Source organism: Sphingomonas sp. AAP5 (genome assembly GCF_004354345.1).
GTDB classification, from domain to species: domain Bacteria; phylum Pseudomonadota; class Alphaproteobacteria; order Sphingomonadales; family Sphingomonadaceae; genus Sphingomonas; species Sphingomonas glacialis.
Window position 1 is genome coordinate 3,645,710 of sequence record NZ_CP037913.1, and the last position, 15,321, is coordinate 3,661,030.

Sequence of the window (15,321 nt, forward strand, 5' to 3'; positions counted from 1 at the left end):
GATGGGGTGAGCGCCTGCGCAGGCAAGTCGTTACGCTTATGTTGCAGTGCAACATTTCGCTTGTTCGTGTCGTGTTTCCGGCGTATATTGCGGCGCAGCAATAGAGCAGGAGCAATCCCGTCATGGCCAGCAACGACCCGAAGTCCCCCGCGACCCCGCCCTCGATCGCATCGATCGCCGCTGCGGTTGCTGCGCCGTCCGACTCGGTTCCCGCCGCGCTTGCCGCTGCAAAGCCTGTCGCGAAGAAGCGCGCCGCCGCTGCACCCAAGCCAGCATCAGTGACCACCGCGCCTGCAGCCGTGGCTTCGCCAGTCGAGCCGGTTGCGCCAGTCGCCGCGGTTGCACCGCCAGTCGCGCCCGTTGCACCGCCGAAGCCGGTGATCGAGGCGCTCGCGCCCGTCTTGCCCGCGCCCGCCTTGCCGGTGTCTGCCCCCATTACCACGCCAGCCCCAACCCCCGTCGTCGCAGCCGCGGCGGCCGTCGCTCAGAAGGAAGCCAAGATCATGGAAACCGTACAGTCCGCCGCTGACACCACCCAGGCCCGTGCGCAGGCGATGTTCGCCGACGTCAACGATCGCACCAAGACCGCAATGGAAAAGGGTTCGAAGATGATCGAAGAGATGAACGAATTCTCGAAGGGCAACATTGAAGCGCTCGTCGAGTCGTCGAAGATCGCCGCCAAGGGCATCGAGACGATGGGCCAGGAAGCCGCCGAATATGGCCGCAAGCAGCTCGAGAGCGCGACGGCTGCGATGAAGACGCTGTCGAGCGTCAAGTCGCCGACCGACTGCCTCAAGCTCCACAGCGACTTCATGCGCAGCGCATTCGACGCGATGGTCGCCGAAACCTCGAAGAACACCGAATCGATGCTCAAGCTCGCCGGTGAGATCGCCCAGCCGATCTCGAACCGCGTCGCGCTGGCAGCCGAGAAGATCAAGGTCGCCGCATAACCACGCGCGATCTTTCGATAAGTGGGGGCGGTCCGGCGACGGGCCGCCCTTTTCGTATCCGAGCCCCTTGCCCTTCCCCCCGGCAATGCCATATTTTGGCGACACATGATCGACAGCACCCGAATCTCGATGGCGGAACGCCGTGACGATGGCACCGATGACGGGGACGGCACCGGCGCCGGGGTCGCAACCCGTACGCGTTCCAAGACCAAGGAGCCCACGCCGTACCGCGTGCTGCTGCTCAACGACGATTACACGCCGATGGAATTCGTCGTGCTCGTGCTGCAGCGCTATTTCCGCATGGACATGGAAGCCGCGACGCGCGTGATGCTCCACGTCCATCAAAAGGGCGTCGGGGTGTGCGGCACCTTCAGCTACGAAGTTGCCGAGACCAAGGTGACGCAAGTGATGGATTTTGCGCGGCAGAACCAGCACCCGCTGCAATGCACGCTCGAAAAGGCCTGAGCGCGCCGCCGCTTCAGTTCGCGGGCGGCAACCAATCAAGATTGAGCTTGGCGTACCGGTCGATGTAATTCGCGGTGCGCAGCATCGCGCGCTCGTCGAGAAAGCTGATCCGCCCGCTTTCGCGCGCGATCAGCGCTTCCTCCTCGAGCTGGCGCAGCATGCGATTGACATGGACCGCGGTGAGCCCGGTCGCGTCGCCAATCTCTTCCTGCGTCAAGCCGAGCACGAAGCTGGCCGTGCCGTCGACCTCGGTCTGCATGCGGTTGCGCATCTCGATCAGGATTGCCGCGACGCGCGCCTTCGCCGACGTCCGGCCGAGCGCTGCCAGCCGGTCGGTCAGCGCTGCACGCTCGATCTGGTTATAGACCATGATCAGCGCGGCGAGCCGTGGATGCTCGGTATACAGCGCGGCGAAGGCCGATCGCTCGAACGGGGCGACGATACACTCGGAGACCGCGGTGATCGTCTCGGGCGCCTCGCGATAGATCATGCTCGCGGTCGCCAGCATGTCGCCGGGAAAATGGAAGCGCAAAATCTGCCGGCTGCCATCGTCGAGCAGCACCGAGCTCATCATCGTCCCCTTGCGCAGGATATAGACGTCGCCGGTACGATCGCGCTCGCGGTGCAGCGTCATCCCACGGCGGACTGGCCGCTCACGCTCCTCCAACCGTGCCAGCGCGAGCCGTTCGTTTTCGCTTAACACGACCATCCCGGTCAAACGGTCGGCGAAGTAACTTCCTGGCACGCGCGAAAAATCCCCCTTGATTAGGTGCACAAAGCAGCGCGCAAGAAACAATGCATTAAAATCGATCAACCGGTCGAGACGCGTGTTTCACCTTTATAACACGGTGTAACCTGCTTGCGCCTTTCAGGCGAGGCGATAAACGAGGGCATGGACCGTATTCTCATTCGTGGCGGCAACCGCCTTTCTGGCCGCATTCCGATTTCCGGGGCGAAAAACGCCGCGTTGACGCTGATGCCGTGCGCATTGCTGACCGAAGAGCCGGTCACGCTGCGCAACTTGCCGCGGCTCGCCGATGTCGACAGTTTCGGGCATCTGCTCAACCAGCTTGGCTGCTCGACGCGGATCGAGGGCGCGCGCCCCGAGGATTTCGGCCGCGTGATGACGATCCGCGCGGGCAAGCTCACCGCGACCGAGGCGCCGTACGACATCGTGCGGAAAATGCGCGCGTCGATCCTCGTGCTCGGCCCGTTGATCGGGCGCGCGGGCGAGGCGACGGTGTCGCTGCCGGGCGGCTGTGCGATCGGCAATCGTCCGATCGACTTGCATCTCAAGGCGCTCGAGGCGATCGGCGCGCAGCTCGAGATGGCGGCGGGCTACGTCAAGGCGATCGCGCCGGGCGGGCGACTGTCGGGCGGCATCTACACCTTCCCGATCGTCTCGGTCGGCGCGACCGAGAATGTCGTGATGGCGGCGGTGCTCGCCAAGGGTGGCAGCCGGATCGAGAATGCCGCGCGCGAGCCCGAGATCGTCGATCTGTGCAATTTGCTCGTCGCGATGGGGGCGAAGATCAACGGGATCGGCACCGAGACGCTCGAGATCGAGGGCGTCGACCGGCTCCACGGCGCGACCTATCGCGTGATGCCCGACCGGATCGAGGCGGGCAGCTATGCGTGTGCCGCCGCGATCACCGGGGGCTCGGTCGAACTCGTCGGCATCAAGATGGACGACATGCGCGCGACCACCGCCGCGCTGATCGACGCGGGCGTCACGCTCGAGGAGCGCGGCGACAATCTGCTCGTCTCGGCCTCGGGCGGGATCAAGCCGCTCACGCTGTCGACCGCGCCGTTCCCGGGCTTCGCCACCGACATGCAGGCGCAGTTCATGGCGATGCTGTGCATGGCCGACGGCGCGAGCGTGCTGACCGAGACGATCTTCGAGAATCGCTACATGCACGTGCCCGAGCTCGCGCGGATGGGCGCGAACATCGAAGTCCACGGCCGCACCGCGGTGGTCCGCGGCGTGCCCAAGCTGACCGGTGCGCAAGTGATGGCGACCGATCTGCGCGCGTCGATGAGCTTGATCATCGCCGGGCTCGTGGCGGACGGCGAGACGCAGGTCAGCCGGGTCTATCACCTCGACCGCGGCTATGAGCGGCTCGAGGAGAAACTGAGCGCAGTCGGCGCCGACATCGAGCGTGTCGGCGACGGCTGAGCGCGGCGCCTATGCGGCGGGCGCCTGCGCGACATAGGCGTCGAGCCGGGCAAGATGCGCGGTGACGGCAGCGTCGGGCAGGAACGAGCCGAGGAAGCTGTTGCGCGCGAGCGTGACGAGATCGTCACGATTAAGGCCGCGCGCCGCCGCGATCGCGCGGTAATTGTCCGCGATATACCCGCCGAAATAGGCCGGATCGTCCGAATTGACCGTCGCGCGCAGCCCCTCGCGCAGCATCCGGTCGATCGGATGCGCGGTCATGTCGTCGACGACGCACAGCTTGAGGTTCGACAGCGGGCACACCGTCAGCGTCATGCCGCTGCGCGCGAGCCGCGTGACGAGCAGCGGATCCTCGAGGCTGCGATTGCCGTGGTCGAGCCGGTCGACGCCGAGCAGGTCGAGCGCTTGATAGACGTACTCGGGCGGACCTTCCTCGCCGGCATGCGCGACGAGCTTGAGCCCCAGCGCGCGCGCCTGCGCGAAGACGCGCGCGAATTTCTCGGGCGGGTGGCCGAGCTCGGACGAATCGAGGCCGACCGCGCCGATCCGGTCGACCCACGGCCGTGCCGCATCGAGCGTGGCGATCGCGTCGGCTTCGTCGAGATGCCGCAGGAACGACAGGATCAGCTGCACCGACATGCCGTGCTTGGCCTTGGCTTCGTCGATCGCCGAGAGCAGGCCGGTGATCACCGTCTCGAACGCGACGCCGCGCGCGGTGTGCGTCTGCGGATCGAACATGATCTCGGCATGGACGACACCGTCGGCGGCGGCGCGATCGAAATAGGCGGCGGCGAGGTCGTGGAAATCCCGGGCCTCGCGCAGCACGTCGGCACCGGCATAATAGATGTCGAGAAAGTCCTGCAGCCGCGAGAAATTATAGGCCGCGCGGACATCCTCGATGCTGGCGAACGGGATCGCGATGCCGTTGCGCTTGGCGAGCGCGAACATCAGTTCGGGCTCGAGGCTGCCCTCGATATGGAGGTGGAGTTCAGCCTTGGGCAGGCCGGCGATGAAGTCGGAATCAATCATCCCGCCGTCATCGCCCGATCACGGCTGCGCGGCAAGGGTTCAGCGCGTTCGCGTCCAGGTCTGGCGCTTGCAGCCGAAGCCCGCGAGCAGGCAGCCTTCGCCGACGAGCGTGTCGGGTCCGGTCTGCTCGATCGTCCCCGTGACGGTCTGGCCGATGTCGGGGATCAGCACGCTGCCGTTCCACAACCCGCGGCGCTGCTCGACGAAATCGCTGAACAGCATCGTGCCGACCAGCGGCCCGCCACCACCGCGTTCGGCATCCGATTGCGCCTTGGGGCTCGCCCAGACGATCTTGCCGCACATCGCGCGGCCGCACTTCCGGAACACGACGCGAACCGACTTTTGCGGGTTGGTCCATGTGCCGGTCGGCGGCGCGGCGAGCACCGCTTCGGGGAGCAAGGCCAGCGCGGCTGCGGCCAGCGTCATCATCATCGGTCGCATCGCGCACCTTTCACAAGCGGGGTCTGCGGCGCTGTAGCGCCGCAGACCTGTCCCCCCGTTGAACGCGTCAGATCGCGTCGAGGGCCTGCGCGAAATCGGCGATGAGATCGTCGGCATCCTCGACCCCGATCGAGATGCGCACGAGATTGTCGGTGATGCCGAGCGCTTGCTTGCGCTCGTCGGCGACCGACAGATGCGTCATTGCCGCCGGGTGCGAAGCGAGCGTCTCGGTGCCGCCGAGCGACACGGCGAGCTTGGCGATCTTGAGCGCATCGAGGAACGCGAACGCTTCCCTTTCGCCACCCTTGACGATGAGCGAGAAGGTCGAGCCCGCGCCGGTGCAGTGGCGTGCGTAGATGTCGGCCTGGCGCTCCATGCCGGGGCTGTCGGCGAGGAAGCCGAGATAGCCGACGCGCTCGACCTTGGGGTGGCCGCGCAGGAAGCCGCAGACCTTGACGGCGTTCTCGCCAGCGCGGCTCATCCGCAGTTCGAGCGTCTCGAGGCTGCGCATCAGCATCCACGCGGTGTTGGGGTCGCAGATCGTGCCGATCGTGTTGCGCATCAGCCGGATCGTGTTGATGTGCGCCTTCGATCCGAGCACGCCGCCCGCGACGAGATCGCTATGCCCGCCGGCATATTTGGTGAGCGAATAGACGACGATGTCGGCGCCGTGCTGGAGCGGTTTGAGCCACAGCGGCCCGAGGAAGGTGTTGTCGATCGCGATCGGCGGCTTGGCGTCGCCGGTGAAGATCGCGTCGCGGCTCGCCGCCACTGCCTGGATATCGACCAAGGCGTTGGTCGGGTTGGCGGGGCTTTCGAGATAGATCAGCGCGACATTGCCCGTTGCCGCCTCGGTCATCACCGCGTCGATTTCCTCGCGCGTTGCGCCAGCCGGGAAGTCGAGCCACTTCACGCCGAAGCGGCCGAGGATGCGCGCGATCAGCGTCTCGGTCGCGGCATAGAGCGGGCCCGAATGGACGATCGTGTCGCCGGGCTTGACCATCGACAGGAACAGCGTGGCGATCGCCGACATGCCGCTCGAGAAGACGAGCGCGTCCTCGGCCTCTTCCCACACCCCGAGGCGATCCTCGAGGATTTCCTGGTTCGGACCATTGAAGCGCGAATAGACGAGGCCTTCCGAGCCGCCCGGGCGCTTTCCGGTGACGCCTTCGAAGTGGCGCTTGCCCGCGGCCGCATTGGGGAAGACGTAGGTCGAAGTCGCGAAGATCGGGGGCTTGAGCGAGCCTTCCGACAGCGCGGGGTCATAGCCGTGGCCCATCATCAGCGTCGATGGCTTCAGCTTGCGGTCGCCGATCTTCTCGATCGACGGCTTGGGCTTCGTGCGCGGGGCGACGCCGGTCAGATCGGCTTCGGTTTCGAGTTTGTCGGCCATGCTGCGTCCTCGCTAAAAATACGGTAGGATCGTGTACCGCGAGATAGTGTCAATTGAAACCATCTGCGCGGTGGAGCGACGGGGGGACGGGACATGGCGGTTGCGGTGGTTTCTGTGCCGGTGCGCGATCCGGCGGCGGCGTTGGATTTTTACACGCGCGTGATCGGGCTCGCGGTGCTGCGCGACGAGCCGATGGGGCCCGGCATGCGCTGGATCCAGCTCCAGCCCAGCGATGGTGGCGCGACGATCGCGCTGGTGACGTGGTTCGATGCGATGCCGCCGGGCGGCGTGCAGGGGCTGATGCTGGGGGTCGACGATGTCGATGCCGAATATGCGCGGATCGGTGCGCTGGGCGTGCCGCTGTCGCCGGTCGACGCGCAGCCGTGGGGGCGCTTCACGATGCTGAAGGACTCCGATGGCAACGGGCTGATCCTCGCGCAGCTGACGACGCCCGAGGAATTCAGAACGCGGTGATGACCGGGCACGCCCCTCCCCTTCAGGGGAGGGGTTGGGGTGGGGCAGTAACGGGCGCCACGCTCGGTGAGACACGGCCCCACCCCCAGCCCCTCCCCCGAAGGGGAAGGGGAGAACACCGCTACAGTCCGATGATCGAGATCTGCCGCCCGTAATCGGGCTCGCCGCGATGCGTCGCGCGGCGGTAGCTGAAGAAGCGCGCTTCGTCGGCATACGTATCGAGCCCGAGCATCGCGACGCGCATCACCCCCGCCGCGGCAAGCCGGTGTGCGACATAGGCTTCGAGATCGAACTGGAAATGCCCCGCGCGGCCCTCGGCGAAGAAGCGCTCGTTCGCGGGATCGTCGGCCTCGAAGCGCTGCGCAAAGGCGGCATCGACCTCATAGCTCGCGCGCGCGATGCACGGGCCGATCGCCGCCGCGATCCGCTCGCGCTTGGCGCCGAGCGCTTCCATCGCGAGGATCGTCGTGTCGGTCACCCCGCCGATCGCGCCCTTCCACCCGGCATGCGCCGCGCCAACCACCCCCGCCTCGCGGTCGGCGAGCAGCACCGGCGCGCAATCGGCGGTGAGGATGCCGAGCGCGAGCCCCGGCCGGTCGGTCACCAGCGCATCGGCGCGCGGGCGCAGGGCATCGTCGAAGCTCCCGCGCACCGTCACGCATTCGGCGGAGTGGATCTGGTAGAGCGTCACCAGCGTTCCACCCGGGACGACCGCCTCGCTCGCGCGCGCGCGGTTCTCGGCGACCGCGGCGGCATCGTCGTCGGAGCCGATCCCGACGTTCAGCCCGGCACGAACCCCGCCCGAGACGCCGCCGATCCGCCCGAGAAAGCCGTGCGCGACCCCCGCGAGCGTCCGCGCGGTGATCACCTCGACGGGTGTGCTCACAGCACCAGCCGCATCAGATTGTCGTCATCGACCGTCTCGCCGACGCGAAAGGCGATCCGCCCGATATCCTCGAAGCCGTATTTCTCGTAGAAGCGATGTGCGCGGTGATTGTCGACATAGACGCTGAGTATCACCTCGCGCGCGCCGTGTTCGCGCGAGAAATCGAGCGCCCACGCCATCAGTTCCTGCGCGACGCCCTGGCCGTGCCAGCCCGAGAGCACGTAGAATTGATAGAGCTCGATCGCATCGGGGCGCCATTCGCCGGGGAAGGTGACCGGGCCCATCTTCACATAGCCGACGATCTCGTCATCGGCGAGCGCGAGGCGGATCGTGAAATCGGGATCGGACAGCTGCGACGGCAAGCCGTTCGGCCCGAACGCCTCGTCGAGGAACGCCGAGAGATCGGCGTCGCTGTAGAGCGTTCCGAAGGTCTCGGTGAACGAGCGCCGGGCCATGGCGGCGAGTGCCGGGCCGTCGATCGTGCGCGCGTCGCGATAGGTGATCATGCAAAACCTGCGGGGTTGGGCCAACCCGGTGCGGACACGGCGAGGACCTGGAAAAGGTCGCCCATTTCCCGTGTCAGCCGCGCTTTGTCGAGCGCGATTTGCTCGGCGCGACCGGGTGCGGCCTTCGACAAAGCGGCAGCGCGGGCGTCGATGCCGAGTGCTGCGAGGAACGCGCCCTGGCCGATCGGCCCGGCGACCGCCGCGCGCTCGACCAGTGCGGCGGCGGCGAGCGTGCCGAAATCGACGTGCGCGGTGAGGTCCTGCTCGCCGGGGTGTTCGTACGGGTTGGCGTATTGATGCCCGCGCACCGCCTGCAGCGTGTCGCCCAGCGCGGGTCCGTCATAGCCGTAGTCGACCGCGAGTAGTGCGCCGCCCTGCGCGACGATCCGCTGCGCGAGGCTGCGCAGGATCGCGACGCTGGCGGGGGAGGTCTCGATCACCGATCCGGGCGTCGCATCGCGCAGCGTCTCGGGAACGACTGCATCGGGGATCTGCTTGCCCGCGATCGGCAGGAACAGCGTGTCCTGGCAGGCGACGAGCCGCTCGAACCAGCCATCGGCGCGCTTGACCAATTGCCGGACGGGAAGCGCGTCGAAGAATTCGTTGGCGACGATCAGAAGTGGGAGGTCGCTTGGCAGCGTGTCGACCGAATCATGCCAGGTCGCGCCGGGTGCGCGCGTCGCTTGCGCGGTGCGCAGCACCGGGCTGGTCTCGACGAAATGGACCGGCGGGGTGAAGCCGGCCTTGGCCATCGCGCGGCACGCATCGGCGGCGAGCGTCCCGCGGCCGGGGCCGAGCTCGACCCACGCCACGTCGGGGCGGCCGGCGCGGTCCCACAGATCGGCGCACCACAGGCCGATCAGCTCGCCGAACATCTGGCTGATTTCAGGGCTGGTGGTGAAATCGCCGCCCGCGCCGAGCGGATCGCGCGTGGCGTAATAGTGCGCGTTGGCGGCGGCCATATACTGCGCGAGCGAGATCGGCCCGGCGAGCGTGATCGCGCGGGCGAGGCGGTCGGCGAGGGGCGCTTCTTCTTCCCCCCTCCCGCTTGCGGGAGGGGCCGGGGGAGGGGCGTCTGAAACGGGCACTGTCATGCGTTGCTCACTGCCCTCCCCCAGCCCCTCCCGCAAGCGGGAGGGGAGCAAGAAGGGCGCATCCCGCTTGCGGGAGGGAAGCAAGCAGCGAGATTACGCCACGCTCTGCCCGCCCGCGATCGGCTCGACGCGGTGGCGGCGGCCCTTGGCGGTGAGCACGAGATACAGCCCGCCAACGATCATCGGCAGCGTCAGCACCTGGCCCATGTGAATCGTCGTCGCGAAGAACGTCCCGCTGAACTGCGAATCGGGCTCGCGGAAGAATTCGACGATGAAGCGTGCGAGGCCGTAGCCGAGCAGGAACAGCCCGACGAGCTTGCCCGGCTCATAGCGCGCCTTGGTCTTCCAGAAAGCGAACCACAGGATGAGGAACAAGGCGATCCCCTCGAGCCCCGCCTCGTACAGCTGGCTCGGATGTCGCGCGGGTTCGATCATGCCGGTCTGCACCGTGTCACGGAACACGATCGCCCACGGCACATCGGCGGGCTTGCCCCACAATTCGCCGTTCACGAAATTGGCGATCCGCCCGAAGAACAGCCCGAACGGCACGACGCAGGCGAGATAATCGTGGATCCGCAGCCAATCGAGCTTTTGGCTCCGCGCGAACAGGATGATGCCGATCGACGTGCCGATCATCCCGCCATGGAACGACATGCCGCCATCCCACAGCTTGAACAGCCCGAGCGAGGTCAGCAGGTGCGGCGCGTAGAAGATCGCATAGCCGAGCCGCCCGCCGAGGATGATGCCGAGCGTCGCGTAGAACACCAGATCGTCGGCATGACGCCGCGCCATCGGGCTGCCGGGCTGCGCGATCAGCTTGAGCAGATACCACCAGCCGAGCAGGATTCCGCTGATATAGGCGAGCGAATACCATTTGATCTGGAAGAAATGCAGGTCGATCGCGACCGGATTGAGGTGCAGATCGGTAAAATGCAGGTGCGGATCGACGCCTGCCGTAGCGGCAGCGAGGATGGGGAGGGCGGCAGTCAGGAACAAGGCTTTTCCCCTGGAATTTGCGCCTCCATAATGGCGCCAGGCGATAAGACCAAGTGGAGAGCGCGAATGCCGAGCAAACTCGATCAACGGATGGATTCCGCGCTCGCGCAATTGACCGGCGCAGGCGGTCCGCTGGCGCTCGGCAGCGTGCACGTCGACGGGAACGATCTCCCGCTGATCACCGGCGTGCCGCAGACGCTGCCGCCCTATTTCGCGCATTACTGCAACGAGCATGCCGCCAAGACCTTCCTCGTCGCGGGGGACGAGCGGCTGACCTTTGCCGAGGTCTATGCCGCGGCGGCGCGCGTCGCGGCGACGCTGGTCGGTGGCCACGGTGTCGCACCGGGCGACCGGATCGGGATCGCGATGCGCAATTCGCCGTCATGGATCGTGCTCTACATGGGCATCACGATGGCGGGCGGCGTGGCCACGCTGCTCAACGGCTGGTGGCAGTCCGAGGAACTTGCCGCGGCGATGGCCGATGTCGAATGCAGCCTCGTCTTCGCCGATCCGCCGCGCACCAAGCGGCTCGCCGCGATCGCCGATCTCGAGGTGGCGGTGGTCACGATCGAGGACAGCCAGCCGCTCGCCGTCGCGCTGGCCGCCTTGCTCGGCTCGAGCGACGCTACGCTGCCGAGCGTCGCGCCGACCGATTCGGCGACGATCCTGTTCACCTCGGGCTCGACCGGCCAGTCGAAGGGCGCGATCAGCAACCATCGCGCGGTGACGCAGGCGGTCTACAATTATCTGGTCCAGGCGCTCGTCATGCTGTCGATCTCGACCGCCGACGGCGCCGCGCCGCCGACGCAGCATGCGACCTTGCTCAACGTGCCGCTGTTCCATGTGACGGCGGAGGTGCCGGTGTTCCTCCAGAGCTTCGCCATGGGGCGCAAGCTCGTGCTCATGCCGAAATGGGATGCCGAGGAAGCGATGCGGCTGATCCAGGCCGAAACGGTGACCTATTTCGTCGGCGTGCCGCTGATGAGCTTCGAGATTCTGACGCATCCGAAGCGCGCCGACTACGATCTGTCGAGCGTGTCCGATTTCGCGGCGGGCGGCGCGCCGCGCCCGATCGAGCATGTCCGCCGCATCTCCGAGGAGATGGGCGGGCCCAAGCCGCTGCTTGGCTACGGCCTGACCGAGACCAATGGCGCGGGCTGCGGCAATTTCCGCGACAATTACCTCGCCAAGCCCAATTCGACCGGCCGCGCCTCGCTCCCGCTGATCGATCTCGCGATCGTCGACGGCAACGGCAAGCCTGTCGCGCAAGGCGAGCGCGGCGAGGTCGCGATTCGCTCGGTGTGCAACTTCACCAAATATTACGGCCGCCCCGATGCGACCGCGGCGGCGTTCACCGCCGATCGCTATTTCCTGACCGGCGACATCGGCTATCTCGACGAGGACCGCTATCTCTTCATCGTCGACCGCAAGAAGGACATCATCATCCGCGGCGGCGAGAACATCTCGTGCCAGGAAGTCGAGGCGGCGATCTACGAGCATCCTGCGGTGGCCGAGGCGGCAGTGTTCGGCCTTGCCGACGAGCGTTTCGGCGAGGTGCCGGGCGCCGTGGTCCTGCTGCGCGACGGCGCGGCGCTGAGCACCGAGGATCTTTGCGCGTTCCTGTTCGAGCATATCGCGGCGTTCAAGGTGCCCGCGCGGATCTGGTTCGTCGATCAGGCGCTGCCGCGGCTCGGCACCGAGAAGATCGACAAGGTTACGCTCCGCGCGACCTATCGCGCGCTCGCGGCGGCGGGGGGCTGAGCCCCGCCGCCGCCGCGTCCGCGGCTATTGCAGGTGCGCGTGCCGGTATGTGCTCGATCGCACCGCCAGCGCGGTCTCCTCGGGCCGATAGGTCAGCAACCGCCGCCCGAGCCGCGGGCCGATCCAGCGCTCGATCCCCATCGCCAGGCTGAAGCTTGCCGGCACGATCACCAGCGTCAGCACGGTCGAGAGCAACAACCCGCCGATCACGGTGATTCCCATCGGCGCGCGCCACGATCCGTCGCCGCCGAGCGACAGCGCGGTCGGCACCATGCCGGCGACCATCGCCACCGTCGTCATCACGATCGGCTGCGCGCGCTTGTGCCCGGCATCGAGGATCGCGACGAACGGATCGACCCCCTTCGCCATTTCCTCGAGCGCGAAATCGATCAGCAGGATCGAGTTCTTGGCGACGATGCCGAGCAGCATCAGCAAGCCGATCAGCACCGGCATCGAGATCGGGTTGCCCGTCACCAGCAGCGCGAGCAATCCGCCGAGCGGCGCGAGCATCAACGAGCCGAGATTGACGAACGGCGCGAGGATGCGGCGATAGAGCAGCACCAGCACCGCGAACACCAGCAGGATGCCCGACACCACTGCGGCGATGAAATTGTTGATCATCTCGGTCTCGAACTTCTGCTGGCCGAGCGTCAGCTTGCCGACGCCGATCGGCAGGTTGCGCAGGATCGGCAGCGCGTTGATCTGCTCCATCGCGGTGCCGCTGACGACGCCCGGCGCGCGATCGGCGCCGATCGTGATCTGGCGCTGCTGCGCGACGCGCTCGATCTTGGTCGGCCCCGCGCCGAAGCTGATCGCGGCGAGCAGCCCGAGCGGGACCGAGCCGCCGCTCGCGGTCTGCACCGGCAAATTCTGGATCGTCGAGAGCCGCGTGCGCGCATTCTGGTCGAGCGCGACGCGGATCGGGACTTGCCGGTCGCTGAGCGAGAATTTGGCGCTGTTCTGGTCGATGTCGCCGAGCGTCGCGACGCGGATCGCGCTCGACAGCGCCGCGGTGGTGACGCCCATGCTCGCCGCGAGATCCATATGCGGCGTGATGACGATTTCGGGGCGTTGCAGATCGCCGATGATGCGCGGCGCGGTGACCGTCGGGAGGCGGCCCATCTGGCCGACCAGCGTCACCGCGGTCTTGCGCAGCAAATCGGGGTCCGAGCCCGCCAGCGTGATCGACAAATCGCGCCCGCTGCTGCCGCCATTGTTCGAGCGGAACGCGACGCGCGCATCGGCGATCTGCGCGAGCTGTGGGGCGAGCGCGCGTTCGAACGCGTTGCTCGATTGCGTCTTGCCGGGCTTGAAGATCGCGGTGACGCGCCCGCTGCCGACGTTTGCGCGCTGATAGGTCGTTTCGACATCGGGCTGGCGCTTCAGCAGCTGCGCGACTTGATCGACCACGGCTTGCGTCTGCGCGAGCGTCGAGCCGGGGACGAGTTCGATCGTCGCGGTCGAGGCATCGTTGTCCTGGTCGGGCTGGAAGGTCATCGGCAGCGCGCCCGCGCACACCACCGTCAGCGCGAGAGCCGCCATCCCGCCGACCACCGCCGACCAGCGGTGCATCAGCGTCCAGCGCAGCACCGCCATATAGACGTCCATGATCCGCCCCTCGCCATGCGCATGGCTCCCTTGCGCCTTGAGGAAATAGGCCGCGATCATCGGCGTGATCAGACGCGCGACGGCAAGGCTCATCAGCACCGCGACGACGATCGTCAGCCCGAAATTCTTGAAGAACTGGCCCGAAATCCCCGGCATCAGTCCGACCGGCAGAAACACTGCGACGATCGCCATCGTGGTGGCGAGCACCGCGAGGCCGATCTCGTCGGCGGCGTCGATCGAGGCCTGATAGGCGGATTTGCCCATCCGCATGTGGCGCACGATATTCTCGATCTCGACGATCGCATCGTCGACCAGCACGCCCGCAACCAGGCTCAAAGCGAGCAGGCTGATGCCGTTGAGCGTGAAGCCCATCAGGTCCATCACCCAGAAGGTCGGGATCGCCGACAGCGGGATCGCGAGCGCCGAGATGACGGTCGAGCGCCAGTCGCGCAGGAAGACGAACACGACGATCACCGCGAGCACCGCACCCTCGATCATCGTGTCGATCGCCGAGTGATATTGCATCTCGGTATATTTGACCTGGTTGAAGATCAGCTTGAAATGCACCTTGGGAAAACGCTTCTCGAGCGCGGCGAGCTTGGCCTCGGCGCCGTGGAACACCGACACGTCCGATCCGCCCTTGGCGCGCTGGAAATCGAAGCTCAGCACCGGTCGCCCGTCGAGCGCCGAGGCCGAGCGTTGCTCGGCATAGAGATCGCGCACGACGCCGAGATCGTCGAGCTTGACCGTCCGCCCGTTGCCAGCGCTGATGAGCGTGCGGCCGAGCTCGGACGCGGTGTGGGCGTTGCCGAGCACGCGGACCGCCTGTTCCGATCCCGCGATCTGCGCACGCCCACCCGCCGCATTGAGGTTGATCTGGCGCAACTGCAAATTGACGTCGCCCGCGGTGAGTCCTTGCGCCTGCAGCTTGAGCGGATCGAGGATCACGCGGATCTCGCGATTGACCCCGCCGTTGCGATCGACATTGGCCATGCCGGGGACCGACAGCAGCTCCTTCGCCACGGTATTGTCGATATACCAGCTGAGCTGTTCGATCGTCATGTCGGTGCCGATCGCGGCATAGCTCGCGAGATCGTTGCCGGTCGTGTCGGCGCGCGAAATCTGCGGCTCGAGGATCCCGTCGGGCAAGGCGCTGCGCACTTGCTGCACGGCGCCGCGGACGTCCTCGACGGCGCGGTCGATCGGGGTGCCGATCGCGAGCTGGATGACGGTGGTCGACTGGCCCTCCGACACGGTCGAGTTGATCTGGTCGATCCCGGCGAGGCTGCGCACCGCGGCTTCGATCTTGAGCGTGACTTGGTTCTCGAGCTCGCTCGGCGCCGCGCCGGGCTGGCTGACCGAGACGATCACCACCGGGAAATCGATGTCGGGATTGTCGTTGACCTGCATCCGCGCGAAGCTGACCATGCCTGCGACGGTCAGCATCGCGAACAGCACCAGCGCCGGGATCGGGTTGCGGATCGACCAGGCCGAGATGTTGCGGAAGCTCACAGGCGGTACGACATCATTGGGGTGAGCATG

General features: G+C 66.8%; 14 protein-coding genes. 5 read left to right on the top strand and 9 right to left on the bottom strand.

Annotated features, from left to right (window positions below; translation table 11 throughout):
• The first annotated feature begins 122 nt into the window (after nucleotides 1–122).
• Together E2E30_RS16835 and clpS are read left to right on the top strand one after the other, a co-directional pair.
• Nucleotides 123–950, top strand: a complete 828-nt coding sequence (locus E2E30_RS16835) for a phasin family protein (RefSeq protein ID WP_133191533.1) — start codon at nucleotides 123–125, stop codon at nucleotides 948–950.
• 129 nt (nucleotides 951–1,079) lie between these two features.
• A complete protein-coding gene (clpS, locus tag E2E30_RS16840) occupies nucleotides 1,080–1,415 on the top strand; it encodes an ATP-dependent Clp protease adapter ClpS (protein ID WP_133192162.1) in 336 nt (111 codons plus the stop codon).
• A 13-nt stretch (nucleotides 1,416–1,428) separates the two neighbouring features.
• Here the strand turns inward: clpS and E2E30_RS16845 are convergent, their stop codons facing one another.
• Nucleotides 1,429–2,124, bottom strand: a complete 696-nt coding sequence (locus E2E30_RS16845) for a Crp/Fnr family transcriptional regulator (RefSeq protein WP_133192163.1) — start codon at nucleotides 2,122–2,124, stop codon at nucleotides 1,429–1,431.
• Between the two features lie 183 nt (nucleotides 2,125–2,307).
• Here E2E30_RS16845 and murA point away from each other — a divergent pair, with 183 nt between their 5' ends.
• Nucleotides 2,308–3,591 (top strand): UDP-N-acetylglucosamine 1-carboxyvinyltransferase, encoded by a 1,284-nt coding sequence (murA, locus tag E2E30_RS16850; protein ID WP_133191534.1) that lies wholly within the window; start codon nucleotides 2,308–2,310, stop codon nucleotides 3,589–3,591.
• Between the two features lie 9 nt (nucleotides 3,592–3,600).
• On the opposite strand, the gene E2E30_RS16855 is transcribed toward murA, so the two are convergent.
• From E2E30_RS16855 to E2E30_RS16865, 3 genes are all read right to left on the bottom strand, one after another.
• A complete protein-coding gene (locus tag E2E30_RS16855; protein ID WP_133191535.1) occupies nucleotides 3,601–4,620 on the bottom strand; it encodes an adenosine deaminase in 1,020 nt (339 codons plus the stop codon).
• 39 nt (nucleotides 4,621–4,659) lie between these two features.
• On the bottom strand, nucleotides 4,660–5,052 hold the full coding sequence (locus E2E30_RS16860; protein ID WP_133191536.1) for a DUF2147 domain-containing protein: 393 nt from the start codon (nucleotides 5,050–5,052) through the stop codon (nucleotides 4,660–4,662).
• Nucleotides 5,053–5,128: 76 nt separating this feature from the next.
• A complete protein-coding gene (locus E2E30_RS16865; RefSeq protein ID WP_133191537.1) occupies nucleotides 5,129–6,454 on the bottom strand; it encodes a cystathionine gamma-synthase family protein in 1,326 nt (441 codons plus the stop codon).
• A 93-nt stretch (nucleotides 6,455–6,547) separates the two neighbouring features.
• On the opposite strand from E2E30_RS16865, the gene E2E30_RS16870 reads away from it, so the two are divergent.
• The gene (locus E2E30_RS16870) at nucleotides 6,548–6,928 is read left to right on the top strand and encodes a VOC family protein (protein ID WP_133191538.1); all 381 of its coding nucleotides are present in this window, start codon (nucleotides 6,548–6,550) and stop codon (nucleotides 6,926–6,928) included.
• 121 nt (nucleotides 6,929–7,049) lie between these two features.
• Here E2E30_RS16870 and pgeF read toward each other — a convergent pair whose 3' ends face one another.
• The 4 genes from pgeF to lgt all read right to left on the bottom strand — a co-directional run bounded on the left by pgeF (nucleotide 7,050) and on the right by lgt (nucleotide 10,410).
• A complete protein-coding gene (pgeF, locus tag E2E30_RS16875; protein ID WP_133191539.1) occupies nucleotides 7,050–7,814 on the bottom strand; it encodes a peptidoglycan editing factor PgeF in 765 nt (254 codons plus the stop codon).
• On the bottom strand, nucleotides 7,811–8,320 hold the full coding sequence (locus tag E2E30_RS16880) for a GNAT family N-acetyltransferase (protein WP_133191540.1): 510 nt from the start codon (nucleotides 8,318–8,320) through the stop codon (nucleotides 7,811–7,813). The genes pgeF and E2E30_RS16880 overlap by 4 nt, the downstream gene beginning before the upstream one ends.
• Entirely contained in the window at nucleotides 8,317–9,414 is a 1,098-nt protein-coding gene (locus E2E30_RS16885; RefSeq protein WP_443018352.1) for a class I SAM-dependent methyltransferase, read from the bottom strand. The genes E2E30_RS16880 and E2E30_RS16885 overlap by 4 nt, the downstream gene beginning before the upstream one ends.
• A 93-nt stretch (nucleotides 9,415–9,507) precedes the next feature.
• Nucleotides 9,508–10,410: a prolipoprotein diacylglyceryl transferase gene (gene lgt / locus E2E30_RS16890; protein WP_133191541.1), complete on the bottom strand. Its 903-nt coding sequence runs from the start codon at nucleotides 10,408–10,410 to the stop codon at nucleotides 9,508–9,510.
• A 66-nt stretch (nucleotides 10,411–10,476) separates the two neighbouring features.
• On the opposite strand from lgt, the gene E2E30_RS16895 reads away from it, so the two are divergent.
• Nucleotides 10,477–12,171, top strand: coding sequence for a class I adenylate-forming enzyme family protein (locus E2E30_RS16895; RefSeq protein ID WP_206365599.1), 1,695 nt, complete (start codon nucleotides 10,477–10,479; stop codon nucleotides 12,169–12,171).
• A 24-nt stretch (nucleotides 12,172–12,195) separates the two neighbouring features.
• Here the strand turns inward: E2E30_RS16895 and E2E30_RS16900 are convergent, their stop codons facing one another.
• On the bottom strand, nucleotides 12,196–15,291 hold the full coding sequence (locus E2E30_RS16900) for an efflux RND transporter permease subunit (protein WP_133191542.1): 3,096 nt from the start codon (nucleotides 15,289–15,291) through the stop codon (nucleotides 12,196–12,198).
• Nucleotides 15,292–15,321 lie beyond the last annotated feature (30 nt).